Below are 22,472 nucleotides of genomic sequence, written 5' to 3' on the forward strand. Positions count from 1 at the left end.
TGCTCAACTTCCCGGATGCGCGCCGTTCCTCCGCCCGAGAGCGGGCTCGCCCGCGACCTCGTCCGGATCGGGAGGGCGCTCGCGGGCGACCTCGGTCCGCCGGGCGAACCGCTCGTGCTGTCTGGCCGCGCGGACGGCCTGGTCGTCCGGATCGGTGACGTGGTGGTCAAGGCCCATGCGCACGAGACCGACCCACGGGATCTCGTGACGCGGCTGCAGCTCGCGGCGAGCCCGCAGCTTCGCTCCGTGCTGCTCCCCCCGCTCGGCGTCCCGCCTCCCGGAGCGCCGCCGTCGTGGCGCCCGGCGCCGTCCGGCAGCGCGCCGGTCGAGGGGACGACCGAAGGCGCGCTCGCGGGGCTCGCGCTGTGGGTGAGCGGCCGGCTTGTGACGGCGTGGCCGGCGGGGGAGCCGGTGAGCCCCGACGACCCGGACGCCGCGCCGTGGGAAGAGGCCGCGAGGCTGCTCTCGCGCCTGCATGCGACCGCGCTCGACGCCGTCGCCCCGGCGGGCCGGCTGCCTCGCGCGGGCGCGCCCGGTCGGGTGGCCCGCGCGATGGCGCGCCTGCGCGCCGCGGGCCGCACGCCGGCGAGCATCGCGGTGGAAGAGGCCTTCGCCGGGCTGGCACCGCCGGCGCGCGGCGGTACAACCGAGTCCTCCGGTTCACAGGGAGCGCGCCGGCGAGGGGAGAGGAACGATGTCCTGGTTCACGGCGACTTTCATCTCGGACAGGTGGTCCGCCTGACGGACGCGCGAGCGGCCGGCGCGGGGCGCCACGACGGCGGAGCGGCGGGGCCGCGGGATGCGTCCCGAGAGGACCTGCGCGGCTTGCGCGAAGAGGGCTTTCGGCTCATCGATATCGATGATCTCGGGGTGGGTGATCCGGCCTGGGATCTCGCGCGGCCGGCCGCCTGGTATGCGGCTGGCCTGCTGCCGCCCGAGGTGTGGTGGCGGTTCCTTTCGGCTTACCGCGCGTCGGGCGGGTGCGCTGTGCCGGCGGAGGGCGACCCATGGCCGGCGCTCGACGCGCCGGCCCGCGCGCTGGCCGTGCAGTCGGCCGCGCTCGCCGTCGCAGCGGCCAGCCGGGATGGCCGCCCGCTCGATGAGGTGGAGACGGCGCTCGTCGACGCGTGCCGGCGAATGGTCCGCGTTGACAGCCCGCTTGATGTATGATGTGCAATCGAGGCCAGCTATTTTCCGCTGAAAGCCACAATTGAAACGAGGGTTTTATGCTACAATGTCCCAAGTGCCACGCCGCCATGCGGACGTACAACCGCAACGGGGTTCACATCGAGCAGTGCGAGGGCTGTCGCGGGATCTTCCTGGATTACGGCGAGCTCGAGGCCCTGGCGCGCCTGGAGTCCCAGTGGGCTCCACCCCCGCAGGCGCCGATGCACGCCGTCCCGCCGGCGCCCGCGTGGGGTGCTCCGCACCAACACTACGGGCACGTGCGACACAAGAGCTTCGCCAAGATGCTTTTCTCCTCGTGAGCCTCGCCGCCGGGGCCGCCGCGTCGCCGGTCCGGTGCGCCCAGACGGCCTGATGGCCGAAGGCCTCTCGCGACCGCGCGACGAGCGGGCGAATCCAGGTGCCGTGCGGCCGGCCGCGCGCTCAGTCGGTGCGCCGCCCGCTGCGCCACTTGGTGGCATACGGCAGCACGAACAAATACAGACCGGTGAACAGGAGCAAGGCGAGCGGGAGCAGCGCCAAGAGGCCCACCCAGACGGCAGGTGCCTCCTTTCCCATGGCGACGATGTTGACGATGACGGCCACCGTAAAGGCGATGGACAGCCAGCGGTGGGTCTGCCGAATCCAATTATTCCAGGTCAATGGGACCTCCTCTGAAGACGAGCCCGAAGCGGATCGGGCACACCTATCCGCTCATGGGATCCTCGCGAGCAGGTCGACGAGCTTGCCGCCCATCATCTTCCAGCCGTAGCGCGCGCCACCAAAGTTCTGCTTCTGGCCCGGTTTGAAGCCCGACTGCAAGAGGGACAGGCGGGTGCCCGACGCCGCGGGCGTGAGCGTGAAGGTCACGACGGTGTCCATGTCGCCGACGACCCACGCGTAGCTGAGCTTCCTATGCGCTTCGATCTCGAGGACCCGGCAGTTCACGGTGCCGTCCCACCCGGGGTATGGCTGCGTCTTGAACGTGAACGCGGACCCCGGCTCGAGCTTGAGCTCGACGACGGGCAGGAGCCACTCGGTGAGCAGCACGGGGTCGGTGAGCGCGCGCCACACCTTCTCCGGCGAATGATGCAAGTCGAATTCGAATGAAATGGATTCGGTTTGCGATGGGGCGGTCTTGTCGATGGGGTTCATCCGTCCATTTTCTCCAGCAGTTCTTCAAGCCGATCGACGTGCTCCGTCCAGAAGGCGCGGTAGTGCGCGATCCAGTCGATGAGCGGCTTCATCCCGCGCGGCTCCACCCGGTAGTAGACACAGCGCCCTTCGCGCCGGCCGTTCACCAGGCCGGCGTCTTTCAACGTGGCGAGGTGCTGCGAGACCGCCGGCTGCGAGATGTCGAAGCGCGCCGTGAGGTCCTTCACCGCCGCTTCGCCACGCGTGAGCGACTCGAAGATCGCCCGGCGGCTGGGGTCCGCCAGCGCCTCGAAGATCTTGTCTTCGGCCACGGCCGCGCTCATGCATGACTCATAAGCCAATGCTTATTGATTGTCAAGCGCGCGGATCGGGCCGCTCTGCTCCTCGTGCAGCACGTCGCGGGCCACGTCGCCGTCGACGACCTCTCTCCGCCGCCTCCCGAGGACGAGCCCGAGATCTCCGACGTCCTGAAGTCCATCGGAGGACGAGGCGGAGAGCCCCGCCACCGAGCCGAGCGGTGACGACGGGGGCGGCGCGGACGAGCTGCCTTGATCGCGCCCTCCCGTAGCCCGGGACTACGCGCGAGGAGACGAGCCCGCGCCGTCTTGAGGCCCTCCCGAACAGCAGCTTGGAGCGCCGGAGCGGTCGTGATGCCCGGGCGCCCTCAGGCTCACCGTCCTGGCCTCTCGGGGTGGGACGCGGTAGGGAGGGCGCCATGCTCAAGCACAACAGTTACTTCAACGGCAATGTCCAGAGCGTCGCCTTCGAGCGCCACGGGCGCCGGCAGACGATGGGCGTCATCGACACCGGCGAGTTTCACTTCTCGACCGAGGCGCCGGAGCGCATGACCGTCGTCGCGGGCGAGCTCGCCGTCCGCCTCGACGGCTCGCAGGAGTGGCGCGCGTACCCGGCGGGGACGTCGTTCGAGGTGGCGAGCCAGAGCGGCTTCGACGTCAAGGCCTCGCAGCCCGCCGGCTACTTCTGCGAGTTCCTCTGAGCGCAGGCGACCGCCGCCTACGCCCCCATCCACCTGCGCTCCAGCTCCAGCGTCGCCGCGTTGTCCGGCACATTGCCGAGGAACTTCGCGCGCCACACCGGATCGCCGATCTTCCTCGCCCGCTCGATCAACCGCTCGCGCGCCGAGGCGACCGCCATCACCGCCTCCCGCCGGTGGCCGCACGCCGAGAGCGCCTCGGCGTGCGCGAGGCGCACCAGCGACTCGCCCATCTCGGCGCCCACTGACTCGAGCAGGCAGAACGCCTCGGTCGTCGCCGCCAGCGCGTCCACCGCCTGCCCCCCGTCGAGCAGCGCCCGCCCGAGGACCGCATACGCGAAGGCGCGCAGCGGAGGCGCGCCGTACAGGATCGCCACCGCGGCGCGCGCCTCGCGCTCCGCCCCTCCGAGATCGCCCGACTGGAGCAGGATCCTCGCGAGGCAGGTCCGCGCGGCGCCCTCCCGGCGCGCGTCGCCGAGGCCCTGGGACGTCGCGATCGCCTCCTCCGCCGTCCGCTGCGCCTCCTCGACGAGGCCGAGCCGCGCGAGCACCGGGCCGAGGCCAAGGAGCGCCCCGAGCCGCGCGTCCGACAGCCCCATCCGCTCCGCGTCCGCGAGCGACGCGCGCAGCGCCGCCTCGGCGCCCTCGAAATCGCCGAGCTCCGCGTAGCAGGAGCCCAGGTTGTTCCTCGCCCAGCAGGCGTTGCGCCGATCGCCGGCGTGCTCGAACGCCGCGAGCGCCGCATCGAAGCCCGCGAGGCAAGCGCCGGGATCTCCGCCCGCCATCGCCCGGTACGCGCGCGCCTCGTGGAGACGCGCCAGCACCTCGACCTCCTGCTCGGTCTCCTCGGCGTCCTGCTCGATCGCGTCGAGCACCTCGTCCGCGAGCTGGTACCGCCCGCCGAAGACGAGGCGCCCGGCGCCCGCGCACAGGCACACGCTGCGCGCAGGGCGCCCCGACCTCCGCGCCTCCGTGCTCTGCGCGACGCGCAGCAGGCGCTCGACCTGGTCGTGATTCCCGCGCTTCGAGGCCGCGAGGACCATCTGCGTGAGCGCCGAGAACCACGGCGCCGACCCGGGCGAGAGCCGCTCCAGCGCCTCCATCCCCCGCCGCTCCGCCAGCGCGAACTCGCCGCGCCAGAGGTGCGCCTCGGCCTGGCAGAGCCGCAGCGCCCCCGCCGTCGCCTTCGAGGCGCCGCGCGCGATGCCGCGCTCCACCCGCTCGATCGCCGCGCCGAGATCGCTCCCGAGCAGCGCCTGCTCCGCCGCGCGCAGGGTCGCCGTCGCCGCCCGCGCCGGCTCGCCGCCGCGCTCGAAGTGCTCGGCCAGCGCCATCGGGTCCGCCGCCCCCGCCCGCTCCAGCCACTCGCCGGCGAGCCGGTGGCCGAGGCGGCGATCGTGGTCGGTCAGCATCCCGTACGCCGCCTCGCGCACGAGCGCGTGCCGGAACCGGTACTCGACCGCCTCCGGCGCGCCCTCGACCGAGCGCCGGACGATGAGCTCCCGCCCCTCGAGCTCGGCGAGCAGCGGGTCGACCTCCGCCCGGCCCACCAGCGCGGCGACCCCGCTCCGCGAGAACGTCTCGCCGAAGACCGCCCCGGCGCGCAGCACCCGCCGCGCCGCGCCGTCGAGCGCGTCGAGCTCCGCCTGCACCATCGCCAGCACCGTCTCCGGCAGGTCCGCGCCCTTGCCCGCCGCCGCGGCGCGGATCTGCTCTTCCAGGTAGAACGCATTGCCGTCCGCGCGCTCCACCAGCGTCGCCACGAACGCCTGGCTCTCGCCCTCGCCGAGCACCTGCCGCACGAGCCGCTCGCTCGATCGGCGCGAGATCCCCGCGAGGCGGAGCTTGTGCCCGCGCCGCTCGTCCCACAGCTTCGGGAAGAGCTCGTGCACCTCGGGGCGGCCGAGCGCCATCACCATGAACGGCCGGTCCTTCAGGTTCCGGAGCGCGGCGTCGACCATCGAGAGCGTGGGCAGGTCGCCCCAGTGCAGGTCCTCGAGCACGAGCAGGACCGGGTGCACCGCGCACTCGGCGCGCAGGAAATCCTCCCACGCGAGGCGCAGCTGGTCGCCCATGAGCATCGGGTTCCGCCGCGCCGCCCGGAGCTGGACGTCGTCGTCCGGGAACGGCGCGCCGACGAGCTCGCCCAGGAACGTCGCGACCCGCGCGGCGTCGAGCGCCGCGTGCCGCTCGACCCGCGCCCGCACCTTGCGCCGCCGCTCCTCGATGGAATCGCCCTCCGAGAGGCCGATCGCCCGCCGGAGCGCGTGCGCGAGCAGGCCGAAGGTCGTGCCGGCGCTCATCGAGTCCACCTGCCCGAGCCACACCTCGACCAGCTCGCCATCCGCCCGGATCGCGCGGACGAGCTCGTGGCGGAGCCGCGATTTGCCGATGCCCGCCGGCCCGGTCACGAGCACGACGCTCGGGGTCGACTCCTCGACGCACCGGGCGAGCTCGTCCCGGATGAGCGACAGCTCGCGCTCGCGCCCGACGCACGACGTCGCCTTGCCGAGCAGGTGGGGCACCTCGTCCGGCTCCTCGCGCGCGCCGTGGAGCCACGGGCCGGACTCGCCGGAGGTGATCTCGAACCGCGCCCCGAGCAGCCCCGCCGTCACCTCGTCGATGCGGATCGCCGCCGCGCGGGACGGGGCGCGGCTCTCGGGGAGCAGCTGGACCACGCGGTCGATGAGATCGCCGATCGGCATGCGGGAGGCGATCTCGGCCCTGCCCGTGACGACCGCGACCGGCGCGCCGCCGAGCAGCGCCTGGACGGCGAGCGCGCAGCGGGCCGCCCGCGCCGCGAGGTCGGTCGTCGCGCCGGCGCCGGAGAGCACGACGAGCGGCAGCCGCGCCTCGACGAGCTCGATCTGGCCCCTGTAGCGCGCCGCCGTGGCCGAGAGCGCCTGCGCGCGCGCCTGCTCGTCGACCTCGGGGAGCGCCGGCTCGGAGACGGCGGGGGCGAGGCCGTCGCGCGCGAGCACGAGGCACATCACCTTGCGCTCGCCGGTCGTGAGCTCCGGCGGGCGGATGGAGCTGGACGGCGGGCGGACCGAGAGCGTCGCGGGATCCATGAGCGAGGCGAGCTCGGCCGCGACCGCATTGCCGTCGCTCGGCCGACCGTCGGGCGACTTCGACAGCATCCGCGTGACCAGGTCGTCGAGCGCCTCGGACACGTCGTCGCGGAGCCACCGGAGCGACGGCGGCTCCTCGATGAGCACCTTGACGAGCACGGCGAGCCCGCGCGCGCCGCGGAACGGAGCGCGCCCCGAGACGCACTTGTAGAGCACGCAGCCGAGCGCGAAGACGTCGGCGCGCGCGTCGACCTGCGCCTCGCCGCGGGCCTGCTCCGGCGCCATGTAGCCGGGGGTGCCGAGGATGGCGCCGGGCATGGTGAGCTGCTGGTCGAGGCCGGACATCCGGACCACGCCGAAGTCGATGAGGGTGATGCGGTCGATCGCGCCGCCGACGAGGAGCAGGTTGCTCGGCTTGAGGTCGCGGTGGACGACGCCGAGCCGGTGCACGGACCCGAGGGTGGTCGCGATGCGCCGGGTGAGCTTGAGGCTCTCGTCCAGGGTGAACGCTTGCCGGGCGAGGCGCTGGGAGAGGGTCTCGCCGGTGAGCCACTCCATGGCAAGGTACGGGTGGCCGAGGTCGGTGAGGCCGTGCGCGATGTACCGCACCACGCCCGGCACCCGCAGCGTGGCGAGCGCCTGCGCCTCGCGCGCGAGGCGGCTCGAGTCCTGGGAGGCGGCGTTCTGGAGGACCTTGAGGGCGACGGTCTCGCCGGTGCTGAGGTCGCGCGCGCGAAAGACGTGGCCCATGCCGCCGGCGCCAGCGAGCTCCGCGATCTCGAACCGGCCGTCGATGACGTTTCCCGTTCGCATTGCCCCTACCGCCGCTCCCGCGGATCGTCCGTCCTGTGTGGGAGCTACGCGAAGTTTACGAGAATGACCAGCGGTTCGGGGGTGCTGACGTATCACCGGAGCCGGGCGCCCCGAGGCTCCGCCTCCTCCATGCAATTCCCACCGATTGCCGCGCTTCGATCGGCATCGTCACCAGAGAGCGCGGCCAGGGGCAACTCTACAGCGTCGAGGCGCCCGGCGCGCCCCCGCCCGCGTCCGGCCGCGAGGACACGCCGGTATTCCTCCGCCGCCCTCCGGGCGCGCCGAGCGGCCTTTCCAGCGGCTCACGAGGCCGGCAATGCGGGACACACACCGGAGCGGCCGCGGCGCCCCTCGCCGGTCGTCCCCGCCGCCGCGCCGCCGCGGCGCGCCTGGCAGGTGGCGCTCACCTCACCTCGCCCGCCTCGCCCGCGCCACGGGACTTTTTCGTCCAGGCGACCTCGAGCGCAACGGCGCAACGGCGCAACGGCCAGGCGATGTGAAGTGGCAGGTGTAGGCGTGGCCTCCTTTTCACGTCGCCCAGCGCGCGGCGCTTCCTCTGTCGCGCCCGCGTGATAAATGAGCTTGTCTGGGGACCGGGGGGAGGCGACCAGAATGCGCTCGACCCCTTTTTGTCAAGCGAAGGAGGCCGCTCTTGTCAATCGTGCCCGGAACCGTACTGGTCCAGCGCTACCGCGTGGTGCGCCATCTCCGCCGCGAAGGCCTCGGTGACGTGTTCAGCGCCGAGGACGCGAGCGCTGGCCGCCACGTCGCGGTGAAGGTGCTCGGCGAGCCTCCGATGCGCCTCGACCCGGGGGGCGTGCTCAGCACGCCGGAGCGCATGCCCCTGGAAGAGGCCCAGGCGCGCTTTCAGCGCGAGGCGACGGCGTGTCAGCGGCTGCGGGGCCCGCACACGCTGCCGTCGATCGATGGAGGCAAGGACCCGGAGCACGGACCGCTCCTCGTGTTCGAGCTGCGCGAGGGGGAGCTCCTCAGCGACCGCCTCGCCCGGCTGGGGCCGATCCCGTTCGACGCCCTGCACCCGCTGTTCGAGCAGCTCTGGCTGGCGATCGCCGAGCTGCACGAGATTGGCATCATCCACCGCGACATCAGCTCCACGAACGTGCTCCTCGATCGGGGTCCGCACGGCGAGCGGCTGACGCTGCTGGATCTCGGCTCGTGCAAGCTCCCGCCCGCGCACTCCGACGAGGCGGTGAGCCCGCCGAGCCGGTGTTTCGGCGATTTCAGGTTCGCGCCGCCGGAGCAGCTCGTGAAGGGGAAGGCGGTGGATCACCGGGCCGACCTCTATGCGGCCATGACGGTGGTCTTTCAGGCGCTCACCGGCGAGCTCCCCTACGCCGCGCGCAATCTGATGATGCTCGCCGACATGAAGACGAGGACGCCGCCGCGCCGCATCGGCAACCTCATGCCCCCGCCGGTCGACAAGCATGTCGAGGTGTTCGTGAACCGGGGTCTGGCCCACAGCCCCGACCGCCGCTTCGCGAACGTCGCCGAGGTGATCGACGGCTGGCGAGCGCTGCGCCCCGGCACCTGAACGTCGCGACGGCATTCGCGCGGCGCCCCACCGCTCCAGGCTGGACACCCCACAGCGCTCGCTCCGCGGCGCGCCCTCCCGTGAGCCGGAAGGCGGCCAGAGGGCGCCGTGCGCTCCTGCCTTCCTGCTCCCCTGCCGATTTCTCCGCGAGACCCGCGCCCGCCTGCGCGGCTCAGGGCGCCGATCCAGCGGCGAGCCTGACGCTCGGCTCGACCGGCAGCCACGACTGACCCATTACGGCAACGCTCCCGTTTTTCTCATCATCGCTTCCGATCGGCCCTGTTGCCGCACAGGCCGGTTGCCTCGCTGCGCGACGGCGCGCGCCGACGGGTGCTTTGCGCGATCGAGCCGCTTTATCCCGTAGCAACTTACGATCGTGCGCCGTTCCTTGTCTCGAGATCAGTCCGGGCCTTATCGCCTAGGGTCTTGACGGGAATACGCATCTTGGGACGAGAAACCGCATCTCACAGGATTGCAGAGCGTGAGCACGCATGTTAATCCGGGGTCCACACGCTCGTCGTCGCGCCCTCTTGCGCAGCGCCAGAGCAACCGGATCGACGTGCCGCTCCCGCTGCGGGGTTACCGGGCCAGGCCTGGCTTGGGCTGCCTGGCCTCTCGGGCGCCGCCGCGGTGTGTCTCGGGACCGGGCCACTCGGGGCCGGCACGTCTTCTGGGATCTCTCAACCTTTGCCGCCACCACGTTATGACGACACCTACCTACCGCTATGTCTTCCTGGGTCTCTCCATCACGTCTTCGTGGGGCAACGGCCACGCCACGACGTACAGAGCGCTCCTCCGGGCGCTCGCCTCGCGCGGCCACCACGTGCTCTTTCTGGAGCGGAGCCTCTCCATTTACGATCAGCACCGCGACCTGCCCCACCCGCCTTACGGCACGACCGAGCAGTACTCGAGCATTACCGAGCTCCGCGATCGATTCTCACGCGCGATGCGCGAAGCCGATCTCGTGGTCGTCGGCTCCTTCGTTCCGGAGGGGGCGACCGTCGGAGCGTGGCTCACGGAGGAGGCCCGCGGCAAGGCCGCGTTCTACGATCTCGACACGCCCGTCACGCTGGGCCGGCTCGCTCACGGGGATCACGCGTACCTCACGCCGGCGCTGATCCCGCGGTACGACCTCTACCTGTCGGCGACGGGGGGGCCGACGCTGGAACGGCTGGAGCGCAGCCACGGCGCGGTGCGCGCGCGGGCGCTCTATTGCGCGGCCGACACCGACGTGTATTACCCCCAGCCGACGCCGATGCGCTGGGATCTCGGCTACCTCGGCACGTACAGCGATGACCGGCAGGCAGCGGTCGAGCGGCTCCTGCTCGAGCCGGCGCGGCGCATGCGCCGCGGGCGCTTCGCGGTGGGGGGCGCGCAGTACCCGTCGTCGCTCGCGTGGCCCGAGAACCTCACCCGGACGGAGCACCTCCCGCCGGACGAGCACCGCATCTTCTACAACGCCCAGCGCTTCACGTTGAACCTGACCCGCCGGGCAATGGTCGAGTCCGGGTGGTCGCCCAGCGCGCGCCTGTTCGAGGCGGCCGCGTGCGGGACCCCGGTCCTGAGCGACACCTGGCCGGGGATCGAGACGTTCTTCCAGCCCGGCGAGGAGATCCTCCTCGTCCGCTCGCCGGAGGACGTGCTCCGGAAGCTGAGGGAGATGAAGGAGGACAAGCGCCTCACCGTGGGCCAGCGGGCGCGGCAGCGCGTCTTCGCCGAGCACACGGCGATGCACCGGGCCGAGGCGTTCGAGCGCTACACCCGCGAGGTGCTCGAGGCCTCGAGCCGGACGCGGGCGCGCCGCGAGCGCGACGGGCAGCTCACGGCGGCGCACATCGAGAGCCAGAGCGGCTGACGCCTCGGTCGGGCGCCCGCGCTCGTGCTCCCTTGCCGCTCGGGGCGGCGCGCATTACGCCACGGAGGTGCGCTCCACCCCGCTTCACCCTGTCGCCCGCCTGCCTGAAGAGTGGTCGGCCTCGCTGGCTGCCCGCGGAGAGCGGTCATTCGCGGCGAAGCAGGTATTCCACTGGATCCATCGCCGCGGCATCCTGGATCCGGCGGCGATGACGAACCTGCCGGCGCGGCTGCGCGAGCACCTCGCCGCGGAGGGGCTCGGCGAGGTGCTGACGCCCGAGCGGGTCCACCGCTCCGAGGACGGCACGCGCAAGCTGCTCCTGCGCCTCCACGACGGCGCGACCATCGAGACGGTCCTCCTCCCGTCGGTGTCGGGCCCCGGCTCGCAGGCGCAGCTCGACGCCGACGCGGCGGCGGCCGACGACGAGGACGACGAGGCGGACGCGCAGGCCGGCGCGACGCCCCGCACCCGCGTCACCCAGTGCATCTCCACGCAGGTCGGCTGCGCGATGGGGTGCGGGTTCTGCGCGAGCGGCGTGGCGGGTCTCAAGCGCCACCTCGGGGCCGAGGAGATCGCGGGCCAGGTGCTCCTCGGACGGGCGATGCTCGAGGAGGGCGAGGACCTCCGCAACGTCGTTTACATGGGCATGGGCGAGCCGCTCCACAACTACGAGGCCACCGCGCGCTCGCTGCGCCTGCTCACGCACCCGGAGGGGATCAACCTCTCGACGCGGCGGGTCACGGTGTCCACGTCGGGCCTCGTCCCGGAGATCGCGCGGCTCGGCGCGGATTTCGGCGGGCAGATCGCGCTGGCGATCTCGCTGCACGCCGCGGACGACGAGACGCGCTCGGCGCTGATGCCCATCAACCGCAAGTACCCGCTCGACGCGCTGCTCGCGGCGCTGCGCGCCTACCCGCTGCCCCGGCGCCGGCGCATCACCGTCGAGTACACGCTCGTCGCCGGGCAGAACGACGATCCGGCCGAGGCGCGCCGGCTGGCGAAGCTCCTGCGCGGGCTGCCGGTGAAGATCAACCTCATCCCGATGAACCCGATCGAGGCCTCCTCGCTGGGTCCGCCGGGCCAGGAGCGCGTGGCGGCGTTCCAGGAGGTGCTCACCGAGGCGGGATACTCCTGCTTCGTGCGCCGGCGGCGGGGCGACGACGTCTCGGCGGCGTGCGGCCAGCTCGTGCTGCTCGGCGCCAAGCCGAAGGTGCGGCGCGCGCTGGGCTGATCGCGCGGGCGCACGGTCCGGCCCGCGCGTCCGGCAGCGAGCCGGGGCGGCCGTTCGTCAGGCGCGGCCGTCAGCGCCCGTCCGGCAGCGCACGAGGGATCACGGCCTGCCGCGCGCGCCTTGACGCCCCGCCGCGCGGGGGCGTAGCTGTCGGCCGTGTTGAAGAAGATCCTCGTCGCCAACCGTGGAGAGATCGCCTGCCGCGTCCTCCGGACCTGCAAACGGCTCGGGATCGCGACGGTCGCCGTGTACTCCGACGCGGACGCGGGCGCGCCGCACGTCGCGATGGCCGACGAGGCGGTGCGCATCGGGCCGCCGCCGGTCCGGGACAGCTACCTGGTCATCCATGCGATCGTCGAGGCGGCGCGCGCGACGGGCGCCGACGGCATCCACCCCGGGTACGGGCTGCTCAGCGAGAACCAGGCGTTCGCCGAGGCGGTCCTCGCCGCCGGCATCACGTTCATCGGCCCGCCGCCCGCGGTGCTCCACGCCTTCGGCGACAAGATCCTCGCGCGCGATCACGCGCGCGGGGCCGACGTCTTCCCGCCGCCGGGCACGGGCGGCCCGATCGACCCCGCAGACGCCGAGGCCGCCCAGCGCGCCGCCGAGAGCATCGGCTTCCCGCTGCTCGTCAAGGCCGCGGGCGGCGGCGGCGGCATCGGCATGCAGATCGTCGCCGAGCCGGGCAAGCTCTCCCGCGCCCTCACCGCGTGCTCGGATCGCGGCCGCTCCGCGTTCGGGGACGCGCGCGTGTACATGGAGCGATACATCGAGCGCCCGCGCCACATCGAGGTGCAGGTGCTCTGCGACGGACAGGGCGGCGCGGTCGCGCTCGGCGAGCGCGAGTGCAGCGCGCAGCGCCGGCACCAGAAGATCATCGAGGAGACCCCGTCGCCCGCCGCGTTCTTCCAGGGAGACGCGGGCGAGACCCGCCGGAAGACGCTCCTCGACAGCGCCCTCCGGGTCGTGACCAGCGCCGGCTACGTCGGCGCCGGCACCGTCGAGTTCGTCGCGGCCGAGGGCGGCGAGATCTTCTTCCTCGAGGTCAACGCGCGGCTCCAGGTCGAGCACTGCGTCACCGAGATGTGCACCGGGCTCGACCTTGTCGAGCACCAGATCCGCATCGCGTCGGGCGAGCCGCTCGCGCCGGAGGTCCTGGGCCACACGGTCCGCGGCCACGCGATCGAGGCGCGCCTCTACGCGGAGGATCCGGCGAAGAAGTTCGCCCCCCAGCCCGGCCGCATCACCGCGCTCCGCTGGCCGGCCGCGGGCGACGACCTGCGGATCGAGACAGGCGTCGCCGAGGGGCTGGAGGTGACGCCGTTCTACGATCCGCTGCTCGCCAAGATCGTCGCCCACGGGCCGACGCGCGACGACGCGATCGCCCGCCTCGACCGGGCGCTCGCCGAGACGACGCTCGAGCTCGCCGGCCCGGCGGGGCCCGCCGCGACAAACCTCGCATTCCTCCGCCAGCTCCTGGCGGACGGCGACTTTCGTGGCGGGCAGTACGACACGCGCTTTGCCGAGGCGCTCGCCGCCGGCAAGAAGGCCGGATAGCGCCGGCCCGGGCGGACCCGGCGCCGGCCCGAGCAGGGCAGCGCGCCGCGCTCGCCGCCCACGCCGAATCGCGCGTGCGCCTGGTGCAAACCGCGGCCGGCTTGAACTAAAGATGATGTCGTGAGCCACGACTTCGTCCTCGAGCCCGCCGAGCGCTGGCTTGCCCACGACCCCGATCCGGAGACCCAGAGCGAGCTGCGCCGGCTCATCGACGCGGCCAGGGCGGGCGAGGAAGGCGTCCGCGCCGAGCTCGCCGAGCGCTTCACCGGTCCCCTGGAGTTCGGCACCGCCGGCATCCGGGGCGTCCTCGGCGCCGGCGAGAGCCGGATGAACCGCGCCGTCATCCTCCGGACGACCGCCGGGCTCGCCCGCCATCTCCTCGCCACGCTCGGCGACAAGGCGCGGAGCGCCGGCGTCGTCGTCGGCTACGACGCCCGCCGGATGAGCCGCGAGTTCGCGGAGGACACCGCCTGTGCCCTCGCCGCCGCGGGCATCCCGAGCCACCTCTCGCCCGTCCCCTGCCCCACCCCGATCGCCGCGTTCGCGGTCGGCCACCTCGGCGCGGCCGCGGGCGTGATGGTGACGGCGAGCCACAACCCGCCCGAGTACAACGGCTACAAGGTCTACTGGGACAACGCCGCACAGATCATCCCACCGCACGACACCGGCGTCGCGACGGCGATCGACGCCTCGCCGCCGGCGGACCAGGTCCCCCGCATGCCCTTCGACGAGGCGAGGCAGAAGGGCCTCGTGCGCGACTTCCCCGAGGAGCTCGAGCCGAGCTACCTCCGCGCGATCCGCGGCGTCGCGGTGCGGAGCGACGGCGATCGCAGCCTGCGCATCGTCTACACGCCGCTGCACGGGGTGGGCAACCGCCTCGTCCGCAAGGCGCTCGAGGAGGCCGGCTTCACGCGCGTGACGAGCGTGCCCGAGCAGGCCGAGCCGGACGGCGCGTTCCCCACGGTCGCGTTCCCGAACCCCGAGGAGAAGGGCGCCATGGACCTGGCGTTCGCCCTCGCGAGGAAGGAGGGCGCCGATCTCGTCCTCGCCAACGATCCGGACGTCGACCGGCTCGCCGTGGCGGTGCGGCGCGCTGACGGCGACTACGTGCAGCTCACGGGCAACCAGGTCGGCGTGCTCCTCGGCCATTACCTGCTCACCGAGGGGCGCGCCGGGAACGCCGCGAACGAGCGCCGCCTCGTGCTGGCCTCGTGCGTCTCGACCCCGCTGCTCGGGGTGATCGCCGCGGCGCTCGGGGTGCATTACGAGGAGACGCTGACCGGGTTCAAGTGGATCGCGAACCGGGCGATGGACATCGAGCGCTCGACCGGCGCCCGCTTCGTGTTCGGCTTCGAGGAGGCGCTCGGCTACACGATCGGCCCGCTCGTGCGCGACAAGGACGGCATCAGCGCCGCGGCGGTGCTCGCCGAGCTCGCGGCGGTGCGCAAGGCCGAGGGCAAGACGCTGCTCGACGAGCTCGAGGCGATCCACCGCGAGCACGGCCTCTACGTGAGCGGGCAGCGCTCCTACACGCTGCGCGGCGTCGACGGGGTCGGGAAGATCGCCGCGATCATGGACGCGCTGCGGAAGAGCCCGCCGGCCGACATCGGCGGCGTCCCCGTGACGGCGTGGCGCGATTTCGAGGCGCGCACGCGCACCTGGAGCGACGGCCGGACCGAGCCGCTCGTCCTGCCCCCGAGCAACGTGCTCGTGTACGAGCTCGACGGCGGCAGCCGGATCATCGCGCGCCCGAGCGGCACCGAGCCGAAGATCAAGTTCTACTTCGACGTGCGCGAGGGGGTCGCCGCGGGCGAGCCGCTGGGCGACGTCGAGGCCCGCGCGGCGGCGCGGCTCGACGCGCTGGCGAGGGCGTTCTCGGCCCTCGCCGGCATCGGCTGACGGGCCCCTTCAGCCGCCGGAGCAGCGGAAGGCGGCGCGGCCGACGAAGAACGGGCCCATCTGGCTGATGAACTCCGCGGTCTGCCGGGTCTTTCGCATCGCCTGCACGATGTGCGAGAGCGGGTGGAGCTCCTTGCCGACGAGCCCGATCACGAACTCGTTGTCGTGGGCGTCGAGGCCGTGGCACGCGAGGCGGACGTCGTGAGCGAGGTCCTGTGCGCCGTAGGCGCGGCCGATGGTGCCGTGCTCGCGCAGGATGCTCCCCTGCTCGCGCCCTTCGAGCTTGGCAAAGCCGCCGCTGCGGCGCAGCGGGTACCACACCGCCCAGGGCCAGGCGGGGTTGAGGACGGTCTCGGACGGGCGCCGGAGCAGCCAGTAGTCGAGGTCCTGCTCGTAGCCGGTCGAGTACGTGCGCCCCAGCATCGTGAAATCGGGGCGAAGCTCCAGGGCGCGGAGCTCGCCGCGGTTGAGCGCCGGCCGGACCGTCTGGACGAAGACGGCCGGGTCCTCCGCCCACGTGAGCACCGCGATCCCGCGCGGATCGCTGATGTCCTCGTAGACGACCGCGCCGATACGCTGGGATGAAAGCGCCTGGCCGACCGCGGCGGTCAGCTCCGCCGGATCGGCGGCGCCGGGGCAGCGGAAGACGAGCAGCTGCATGAACAGCCGGCGGTCGATGACCTGCGGCCGCCCGTCGCGCGGCGCGCCCCGCTCGGTTACGTCGATATGCGGCAGCTCCGGCTCCGCGTGCCCGGCGGCGGGCCGGCCCGTCGTGGATTCGCTCATGGGCGTAGGGGTACCGAGGTTCGCGGAGGACGGCAACTGCGAGGCGCAGCACCCCCGCCGCTCGTCCCGGGTTGCGGTCCGCTCGTCCCGGGTTGCGGTCCGCTCGTCCCGGGTTGCGGTCCGCTCGTCCCGGGTTGCGGTCCGCTCGTCCCGGGTTGCGGTCCGCTCGTCCCGGGTTGCGGTCCGCTCGTCCCGTCCGGTCGAGCCCGCCGCGCGAAGGTGCGTGATGCGCATTACACCTTTACCCACCCCCGATGCCCGATGCTGCCTCCCGGGGGTATGGCCTCTCGGGTCGAAAGGAGAGCTGGACAACGGTGTGATCTTGCCCAGGGCCGCGGCGGCTCGTGTCGCGCACCTGCTCCCGCTAATCATCTCTTGCCATCGAGCCCGACTCACGCTCCCCTGCAAGGTACAACCACGACTCCTGGAGTTGTCCCGACGATGTGCTCCCGGGAAGAGCTTCCCGCCCGAGGTTGCACGCGCCTCCGCCCGCGATCGGGCTCGGCTTCGTCGGGGCTTCCCCGCCGTAGGTTCGCCGCGATGAAGACGCACGATACGAAGAGCAAGTCCTCGACCCCCCCCGGCAAGTGCAAAGGAACGTTGCTGGTCAACCTCCGGTCGTTCGTCAACACGAACCGCGACGCCGGAGCCTGGGAGCGGCTGGTGACCTCGCTGCCCAAGTCAGACCGGGACGTACTTTATCAGCCGCTGCTGGCGAGCAGCTGGTACCCGATCGGCGTCTGGAACCGGGCCCTGCGAACGCACGTGCGGACAGCGAACGACCAGGCCGCCGAGATCAAGCGGTTTGCTCGCTACGTCGCGGACCGCGACCTCAATACGGTGTTGAAGTTCGCGCTCTCGATCGCCATGCCCGATACGATCGTCGCCCGCACTGGAATGTTCTGGTCGCGCTACTTCGACGCCGGCAAGGTCTTCCCGCGCATGGTGAAGCCGCGGGAGTGGATGCTGACCATCACGGGTCCGACCGGGGACGACGAGGGGCCCTCGGCGATGAACTGCGGAGACGGCGTCTGCGGCTGGGTCGAGCAGGCGCTGCTCCTGTGCGGCGCGTCCACCCCCAAGGTGACGCACCAGCGGTGCCGGTTCCGCGGCGCGACCGAGTGCCTCTCCGAGGTGGTATGGTGAACGACCTGATGGGGCTCGGTCTTCCCGTCGTTCTGCCGGCGCCCTCGTTTGCCTATTGACTTGTTCCTTCGCTCTGATCCAAACTGGATGCAGGCGGGACACATATGTACACGAAGCCTCTCATGGTGAGGTCGTCGTGCTGGCTCCTTCGTCCCCCGAGCGTGGGGGTCAGCCTCGTGCCCGCGCCGCGACTCGTCTCCTGACGGCCGCTGGCCGGTCAGCCTGATGGGATGTGGTGGGGGTGGAGACCGGCGGGCAGGTACGAGGGAGATTGACCCTGCAACCCTCCAGGTAATTTCATGCTGTCACCTCGCTCGCAGCGGCACAAGGAAGTCAAGGACAGCCTCAAGGCGACGCCGCATCCGGTCTGGGTCGAGGACATGATCGAGTCCCTGGCCGACCAGTGGAAGGCGGCGGTCTACACGCCGCCGATTGCGCGAACGTTGACGGAGCCGGTCGACCACGAGACCTGGGGCGTGCTCATCCGGGAGTTCTTCTGCGTGGTCGAGGCGTTCCCGAAGTACATGGGTCTCAGCCTGGCCAAGACGACCTACGGCCAGACGCCGCGCGATTTCCTGGTGCGCGACTGGCTCATCGGCAACATCCGGGTCGAGGCGCTGCATGTGCGCTGGTACCTCGACTGGGCGGCGGGGCACGGCATCAGCATGTCGGACATCACGAGCCACCGTCCGACGCCGGAGGTCGCGTCGCTCTTCGAGTGGCTCTGGTCGGTGTCCCACCGCGGCTCGCTCGCGGAGGCGGTTGGCGCCGTCAACTATGCGATCGAGGGGATCACGGGGGAGTGGTCGCGCGTGGTGCTGCCGGCCTTCACCAAGCTCTACGGTGAGGGGAGCAAGTCGCTGACGTGGCTCGCGGCGCATGCGAACTACGATGACGCGCACCCGCGCGAGGCCCTCGAGATCGTGAAGCTCGCGACCACCTCGGCCGAGGAGATCCGCCGGGTGAATTCGAGCGTCGCGCGCTCGCTCGAGCTGTTCGAGCGCGCCCTCAAGTCCTGCAGCGTCCCGCCCCGCGGCGGCAGCTGACCGGGGGCGCCCCCCGTCGCCCGCGCCGCCGGCGCGGCAGGCCGCCCTCGCCCTCTCCGGCACCGGCCCACCCGCGGCCCCCCGGCGGTCCCGGAGCGACCGCCGCGGCCCGAACGATCGCAGGCACTCCCGGAGTGCATCTGGCGCGAGAGATACCGCTCGGCGTTTGCTGCCGGGCGTGTGCCCGCCCCTGAGCTACTGCTCGGCGCGGGTCTCCCGGCGTACGACCGGCGCTCGACCTGCGGTGAAGGAGACAAGAGTTCTCCTGACAAGCCAACAGGAGACGGGGTGACTGCCGCGCGGTCTTGCCCGGAGGCGTAAACCGTCACGATTCCTGGCGCGCGGCACTACGCGGCACGCCAGAAACCGATTGGCTCGAAACGAGAAACGTCCAAGACGCCAATAGGACCAAGCGTTCTTCTTTACCCTTCTTCTCGCATCTTCACACGAAGGCCATTGACCGGCGCCGGATCGCCCGCCCCCTTCGTGCCGAAGCCTCGAGAAAACGCCCCGCACAGCGCATCCCGCTGCCCCCCCGCGGTCCCGCACGCCCCCCAATCTTCCCCCCGCGCCGCCCCGCGTCGCCCGCGCCCCCCGGACCAGAGCGGGGCTCACCCGCACAGGAGACGGGCCCAGATCGACGTTTTCGGCGCACAGGCGTACTCCAGTACGCCGAGCACCGAAAACGCCGAGATGGGCCCGTATCCGAAGCGGGTGAGCCCCGCTCTAGCGGCCGTAGACGGCTTTGCGGACCTTTTTCTTGAGATCGTCGAGCACGAAGGGCTTCGTGATGTAGTGACGAGCACCGGCCTGGATGCCGGCGATGACGTCCATCGGATCCGACTTCGCGGTCAGGAAGATGATCGGCACGCGACGCATCGGCTCGTTCTCGCGGAGCCGCTTCGTCATCGTCACCCCGTCGAGCTTCGGCATCATGATGTCCACGATCACCAGATCCGGCCGCGGCTCCTGCTGGGCCAGCGCCAGACCGTCGACCCCGTTCGTCGCGATCACGGTGTCGAACTCGTCGCTGAGGAACCGGGCGATCATCGCCGCCGTGTCCTCCTCGTCCTCCACCACCAAAACTCGCTTTTTTGTCGCGGTCACCATCTGCGCCGGGAAAGAGTAGCGCGAAGCGGACGACGGGGGCCGTGTCCCGGGATTTTTTTCCAGCACATCGGAAGCCCATCGATTTTCTTCACTGTCAGTGCAATCGCCGCGTGCGCCGGCGGCCCGCGCAACGAGGGCGCGCGGCGCCGCACGGGCGCCACCCGGAGCTGGGCAGTCCCGGGCACACCGCGCGACGTCGTGAGAGCCGGCGGCGCCGATGTCAACACCGCGCTTGCCGGGCCGCTCCGCGGAAAACCGACGGGATCGCGGGGGCTCAGGCCGTGCCCGCCGCCGCGCGCTCGAGCAGCGACGCGAGGCGGTCGAGCGGCATCGGCTCCACGAACGTGCTGCCGATGTCGCGCATCAGCACCGCCCGGACCGACGAGCCGCGGCGCTTCTTGTCGAGCGACAGGAAGCGCAGCGCGGCGGAGACCGGCTCGTCCTCGATCCGGGTGGGCAACCCGAGCCGGTCGAGCAGGCGGATCACCCGGTCGGCCGCCGCACGGTCGGTCACGCCGAGCGAGCAGCCGACGCGGAGTATGGCCACCATGCCGAGCGACACCGCCTCGCCGTGGGCCAGCCGGACGAACCCACCCTCCGCCTCGAGGGCGTGCCCGAGCGTGTGGCCGAGGTTCAGGAGGGCGCGGTCGCCCGACTCGCGCTCGTCCCGGGTGACGATGGCCGCCTTCACGGCGATCGAGCGGCGGATGATCTCGGCGAGCAGGCCGGGGTCGCGCGCGAGGACACGGTCGGCCTCGCGCTCGAGCAGCGCGTGCAGCTCCGGATCGCCGATGCAGGCCGACTTCACCACCTCGGCGAGCCCGCTCCGGTAGGCGCGGTCGGTCTCGGTCGCGAGCGCCGCCGGGCTCGCGACGACGGCGGACGGCTGGTGGAAGGTGCCGACGGCGTTCTTCGCGGGGCCGAGGTCGACCCCGGTCTTGCCGCCGACCGAGGCGTCGACCATCGAGAGGAGCGTGGTCGGCGCCGCGACCCAGCGGACGCCGCGGAGGAGCGTGGACGCAGCGAAGCCGCCGATGTCGGTCACCACGCCCCCGCCCTGCGCGAGCACCACCGCGTCGCGATCGGCCCCCGCGTCGATCATCGCCGTGAGCGCCGCCTCGACGGCCGCGAGCCGCTTGTGCTCCTCGCCGGGCTTCAGCACCGTGACCGACGCGGCCGGCTTTCCCTGCGCCGCGAGCGCGGCGAGCAGCGGGGCGCCCCAGAGGCGGCTCACGTTCTCGTCCGTGACGACGAAGACCGACGACGGCGCGAGCGCGGCGACGGCGTCGGCCGTGGACGCCGCCCCGTCGGAGGCGATGCGCACCGCGTAGCTCTTGTCGCCGAACGGCACGAAGAGCGGACGATCCGCGTAGGCGCGAAGGACGCGCGCGGCGACGTCCTCCGGGGAGACGCCGTCCGTCGCGACGCGCGCGTGGGCCTCGGCGTAGACGGGCGCGCGCGCCGTCAGGAGCTCGCGGATGCGCGCCTCCCGATCCGGCGCGCCGTCGAGCAGCGGGCGGGTGCCGCCCCGCGTGCGCGCGGCGATCGTGCGCGGGGACGCGCTGAGCGCGACGACGCAGCCGCGATCGAGCGCCTCGAGGCGGAGCGCGGGATCGACCAGGGCGCCGCCGCCGAGGGCGATGACGCGCGGGCCCGGCGTCGCGAGGAGCCGGCGCAGGGTCGCCGCCTCGAGCGCACGGAAGCTCGCCTCGCCGCGCGCGGCGAAGAGCGACGGCACGCTCTCGCCGGCCTCGGCCGCGATGGCGTCGTCGAGATCGATGAACGGGAGGCCCGCGCGCGCGGCGGCGATGCGGCCCACGGTGGACTTGCCGGCCCCCATGAAGCCGGTGAGCAGGAGCGGAGGTGCGTCGGGGTGGAGTGCCATGGCCTTCAGTAAGAGCGGACCTGCTGGAGATAGCTGTCGACGTTGCGCGAAAGCTCGGTGAGGCTGTCACCGCCGAACTTCTCGAGCAGGGCGGCGGCGAGCGTGATCGCCACCATCGCCTCGCCGACGACCGAGGCGGCCGCGACGGCGCAGACGTCGCTCCGCTCGAAGGCGGCGTCGAACGGCTCCTTGGTGCGCACGTCGACCGAGGGGAGCGCGCGCTTGAGCGTGGCGATCGGCTTCATGGCGGCCCGGCAGATGAGCGGCATGCCGTTCGTGATGCCGCCCTCGAGGCCGCCGGCGCGGTTCGACGGGCGGGTGAACGCGTGCGACCCCTGGTCGTACGCGATCGGGTCGTGCACCTCGGAGCCCGAGATCCGCGCGGCCTCGAAGCCGATGCCGATCTCGACGCCCTTGATCGCCTGGATGCTCATCAGCGCCTGCGCGAGCCGGCCGTCGAGCTTGCGGTCCCACTGCACGTGGCTCCCGAGCCCGGGCGGCAGGCCGGTGGCGATCACCTCGAAGACGCCGCCGAGCGTGTCGCCGCGGTGCGCGGCCTCGCGGATGGCGTCGCGCATCGCCTGCGCGGCCGCGGCGTCGACGCACGCGAGGTCGGAGGCGCGGGCGCGCTCGCGGAGCTCGGCGAGCGGGAGCTCGCCGCTGCCAGAGGCCGCGGAGGTCTGCGCCTGCACCGGGCCGATCGAGAGGACGTGGGCGAAGACCTCGACGCCGACCGACCGGAGGAGCTTGCGGCAGACGCCGCCCACCGCGACCCGCGCCGCGGTCTCGCGCGCGCTCGCCCGCTCGAGCACGTCGCGCAGGTCCCGCCGGGCGTACTTCAGGCCGCCGGCCAGATCCGCGTGCCCCGGGCGCGGGCGGGTCAGCGCCTCGGGCGGCTCGGGGAACGGCTCGGGGCCCATCCGCCCGGCCCAGCTCGCGTGATCGCGGTTCTCGATCACCATGGCGATGGGGCCGCCGAGCGTCTCGCCGCCGCGCACGCCGGCGACGAGGCGGACGCGATCGGTCTCGATCTTCATCCGCCCGCCGCGCCCGTAGCCGCGCTGGCGCCGCGCCAGATCCTCGTCGATGTCCTCCGCAAGGAGCGGCATGCCCGCCGGAATACCCTCGACGGTCGCAACGAGCTCCGGCCCGTGCGACTCGCCGGCCGAAAGCCACCTGAGCTGCGTCATCGTGTGGAAAACCTCCTC

The 22,472-nt window shown here is 72.5% G+C and carries 19 protein-coding genes; 11 read left to right on the top strand and 8 right to left on the bottom strand.

Annotated features, from left to right (window positions below; all coding sequences use genetic code 11):
- Positions 1-15: 15 nt before the first annotated feature.
- Together WMF36_RS25500 and WMF36_RS25505 are read left to right on the top strand one after the other, a co-directional pair.
- On the top strand, positions 16-1,170 hold the full coding sequence (locus WMF36_RS25500; protein ID WP_437573351.1) for an aminoglycoside phosphotransferase family protein: 1,155 nt from the start codon (positions 16-18) through the stop codon (positions 1,168-1,170).
- A 56-nt stretch (positions 1,171-1,226) separates the two neighbouring features.
- Complete coding sequence (locus tag WMF36_RS25505) at positions 1,227-1,487, top strand: zf-TFIIB domain-containing protein (RefSeq protein WP_437573352.1); 261 nt, start codon at positions 1,227-1,229, stop codon at positions 1,485-1,487.
- Positions 1,488-1,608: 121 nt separating this feature from the next.
- On the opposite strand, the gene WMF36_RS25510 is transcribed toward WMF36_RS25505, so the two are convergent.
- Genes WMF36_RS25510 through WMF36_RS25520 form a run of 3 tightly spaced genes read right to left on the bottom strand, consistent with a single transcriptional unit; the run spans position 1,609 to position 2,642 of the window.
- The gene (locus WMF36_RS25510) at positions 1,609-1,827 is read right to left on the bottom strand and encodes a hypothetical protein (RefSeq protein WP_437573353.1); all 219 of its coding nucleotides are present in this window, start codon (positions 1,825-1,827) and stop codon (positions 1,609-1,611) included.
- Positions 1,828-1,878: 51 nt separating this feature from the next.
- A complete protein-coding gene (locus tag WMF36_RS25515; RefSeq protein ID WP_437573354.1) occupies positions 1,879-2,319 on the bottom strand; it encodes an SRPBCC family protein in 441 nt (146 codons plus the stop codon).
- Entirely contained in the window at positions 2,316-2,642 is a 327-nt protein-coding gene (locus tag WMF36_RS25520) for an ArsR/SmtB family transcription factor (protein WP_437573355.1), read from the bottom strand. Before WMF36_RS25520 ends, WMF36_RS25515 begins: the two co-directional genes overlap by 4 nt.
- Before the next feature lie 24 nt (positions 2,643-2,666).
- Between WMF36_RS25520 and WMF36_RS25525 the strand changes: the two genes are divergently transcribed.
- Both WMF36_RS25525 and WMF36_RS25530 read left to right on the top strand, forming a co-directional pair.
- On the top strand, positions 2,667-2,840 hold the full coding sequence (locus WMF36_RS25525; protein ID WP_437573356.1) for a hypothetical protein: 174 nt from the start codon (positions 2,667-2,669) through the stop codon (positions 2,838-2,840).
- A gap of 194 nt (positions 2,841-3,034) precedes the next feature.
- Positions 3,035-3,316, top strand: coding sequence for a pyrimidine/purine nucleoside phosphorylase (locus WMF36_RS25530; RefSeq protein ID WP_437573357.1), 282 nt, complete (start codon positions 3,035-3,037; stop codon positions 3,314-3,316).
- A gap of 17 nt (positions 3,317-3,333) precedes the next feature.
- Here WMF36_RS25530 and WMF36_RS25535 read toward each other — a convergent pair whose 3' ends face one another.
- Positions 3,334-7,197, bottom strand: coding sequence for a serine/threonine-protein kinase (locus WMF36_RS25535; RefSeq protein ID WP_437573358.1), 3,864 nt, complete (start codon positions 7,195-7,197; stop codon positions 3,334-3,336).
- A 661-nt stretch (positions 7,198-7,858) separates the two neighbouring features.
- Between WMF36_RS25535 and WMF36_RS25540 the strand changes: the two genes are divergently transcribed.
- The 5 genes from WMF36_RS25540 to WMF36_RS25560 all read left to right on the top strand — a co-directional run bounded on the left by WMF36_RS25540 (position 7,859) and on the right by WMF36_RS25560 (position 15,291).
- A complete protein-coding gene (locus WMF36_RS25540) occupies positions 7,859-8,749 on the top strand; it encodes a serine/threonine-protein kinase (protein ID WP_437581958.1) in 891 nt (296 codons plus the stop codon).
- A 703-nt stretch (positions 8,750-9,452) separates the two neighbouring features.
- Positions 9,453-10,604, top strand: coding sequence for a CgeB family protein (locus tag WMF36_RS25545; RefSeq protein WP_437573359.1), 1,152 nt, complete (start codon positions 9,453-9,455; stop codon positions 10,602-10,604).
- A 67-nt stretch (positions 10,605-10,671) separates the two neighbouring features.
- The gene (gene rlmN, locus WMF36_RS25550; protein WP_437573360.1) at positions 10,672-11,835 is read left to right on the top strand and encodes a 23S rRNA (adenine(2503)-C(2))-methyltransferase RlmN; all 1,164 of its coding nucleotides are present in this window, start codon (positions 10,672-10,674) and stop codon (positions 11,833-11,835) included.
- A 156-nt stretch (positions 11,836-11,991) separates the two neighbouring features.
- Positions 11,992-13,392, top strand: coding sequence for an acetyl-CoA carboxylase biotin carboxylase subunit (locus WMF36_RS25555; protein WP_437573361.1), 1,401 nt, complete (start codon positions 11,992-11,994; stop codon positions 13,390-13,392).
- 120 nt (positions 13,393-13,512) lie between these two features.
- On the top strand, positions 13,513-15,291 hold the full coding sequence (locus WMF36_RS25560; protein ID WP_437573362.1) for a phospho-sugar mutase: 1,779 nt from the start codon (positions 13,513-13,515) through the stop codon (positions 15,289-15,291).
- A gap of 9 nt (positions 15,292-15,300) precedes the next feature.
- Here the strand turns inward: WMF36_RS25560 and WMF36_RS25565 are convergent, their stop codons facing one another.
- The gene (locus WMF36_RS25565) at positions 15,301-16,077 is read right to left on the bottom strand and encodes a chlorite dismutase family protein (protein WP_437573363.1); all 777 of its coding nucleotides are present in this window, start codon (positions 16,075-16,077) and stop codon (positions 15,301-15,303) included.
- A 540-nt stretch (positions 16,078-16,617) separates the two neighbouring features.
- Here WMF36_RS25565 and WMF36_RS25570 point away from each other — a divergent pair.
- Positions 16,618-17,223, top strand: coding sequence for a hypothetical protein (locus WMF36_RS25570; protein ID WP_437475966.1), 606 nt, complete (start codon positions 16,618-16,620; stop codon positions 17,221-17,223).
- A gap of 299 nt (positions 17,224-17,522) precedes the next feature.
- A complete protein-coding gene (locus WMF36_RS25575; protein ID WP_437573364.1) occupies positions 17,523-18,269 on the top strand; it encodes a TenA family transcriptional regulator in 747 nt (248 codons plus the stop codon).
- Positions 18,270-18,995: 726 nt separating this feature from the next.
- Here WMF36_RS25575 and WMF36_RS25580 read toward each other — a convergent pair.
- The 3 genes from WMF36_RS25580 to aroC all read right to left on the bottom strand — a co-directional run bounded on the left by WMF36_RS25580 (position 18,996) and on the right by aroC (position 22,454).
- The gene (locus WMF36_RS25580; protein WP_437573365.1) at positions 18,996-19,349 is read right to left on the bottom strand and encodes a response regulator transcription factor; all 354 of its coding nucleotides are present in this window, start codon (positions 19,347-19,349) and stop codon (positions 18,996-18,998) included.
- A 304-nt stretch (positions 19,350-19,653) separates the two neighbouring features.
- A complete protein-coding gene (gene aroB / locus WMF36_RS25585; protein WP_437573366.1) occupies positions 19,654-21,264 on the bottom strand; it encodes a 3-dehydroquinate synthase in 1,611 nt (536 codons plus the stop codon).
- A gap of 5 nt (positions 21,265-21,269) precedes the next feature.
- The gene (gene aroC, locus WMF36_RS25590; protein WP_437475970.1) at positions 21,270-22,454 is read right to left on the bottom strand and encodes a chorismate synthase; all 1,185 of its coding nucleotides are present in this window, start codon (positions 22,452-22,454) and stop codon (positions 21,270-21,272) included.
- Between the last annotated feature and the right edge of the window lie 18 nt (positions 22,455-22,472).

The sequence above is a fragment of the Sorangium sp. So ce887 genome, from assembly GCF_051521455.1.
In the GTDB taxonomy this organism is placed as follows: domain Bacteria; phylum Myxococcota_A; class Polyangia; order Polyangiales; family Polyangiaceae; genus Sorangium.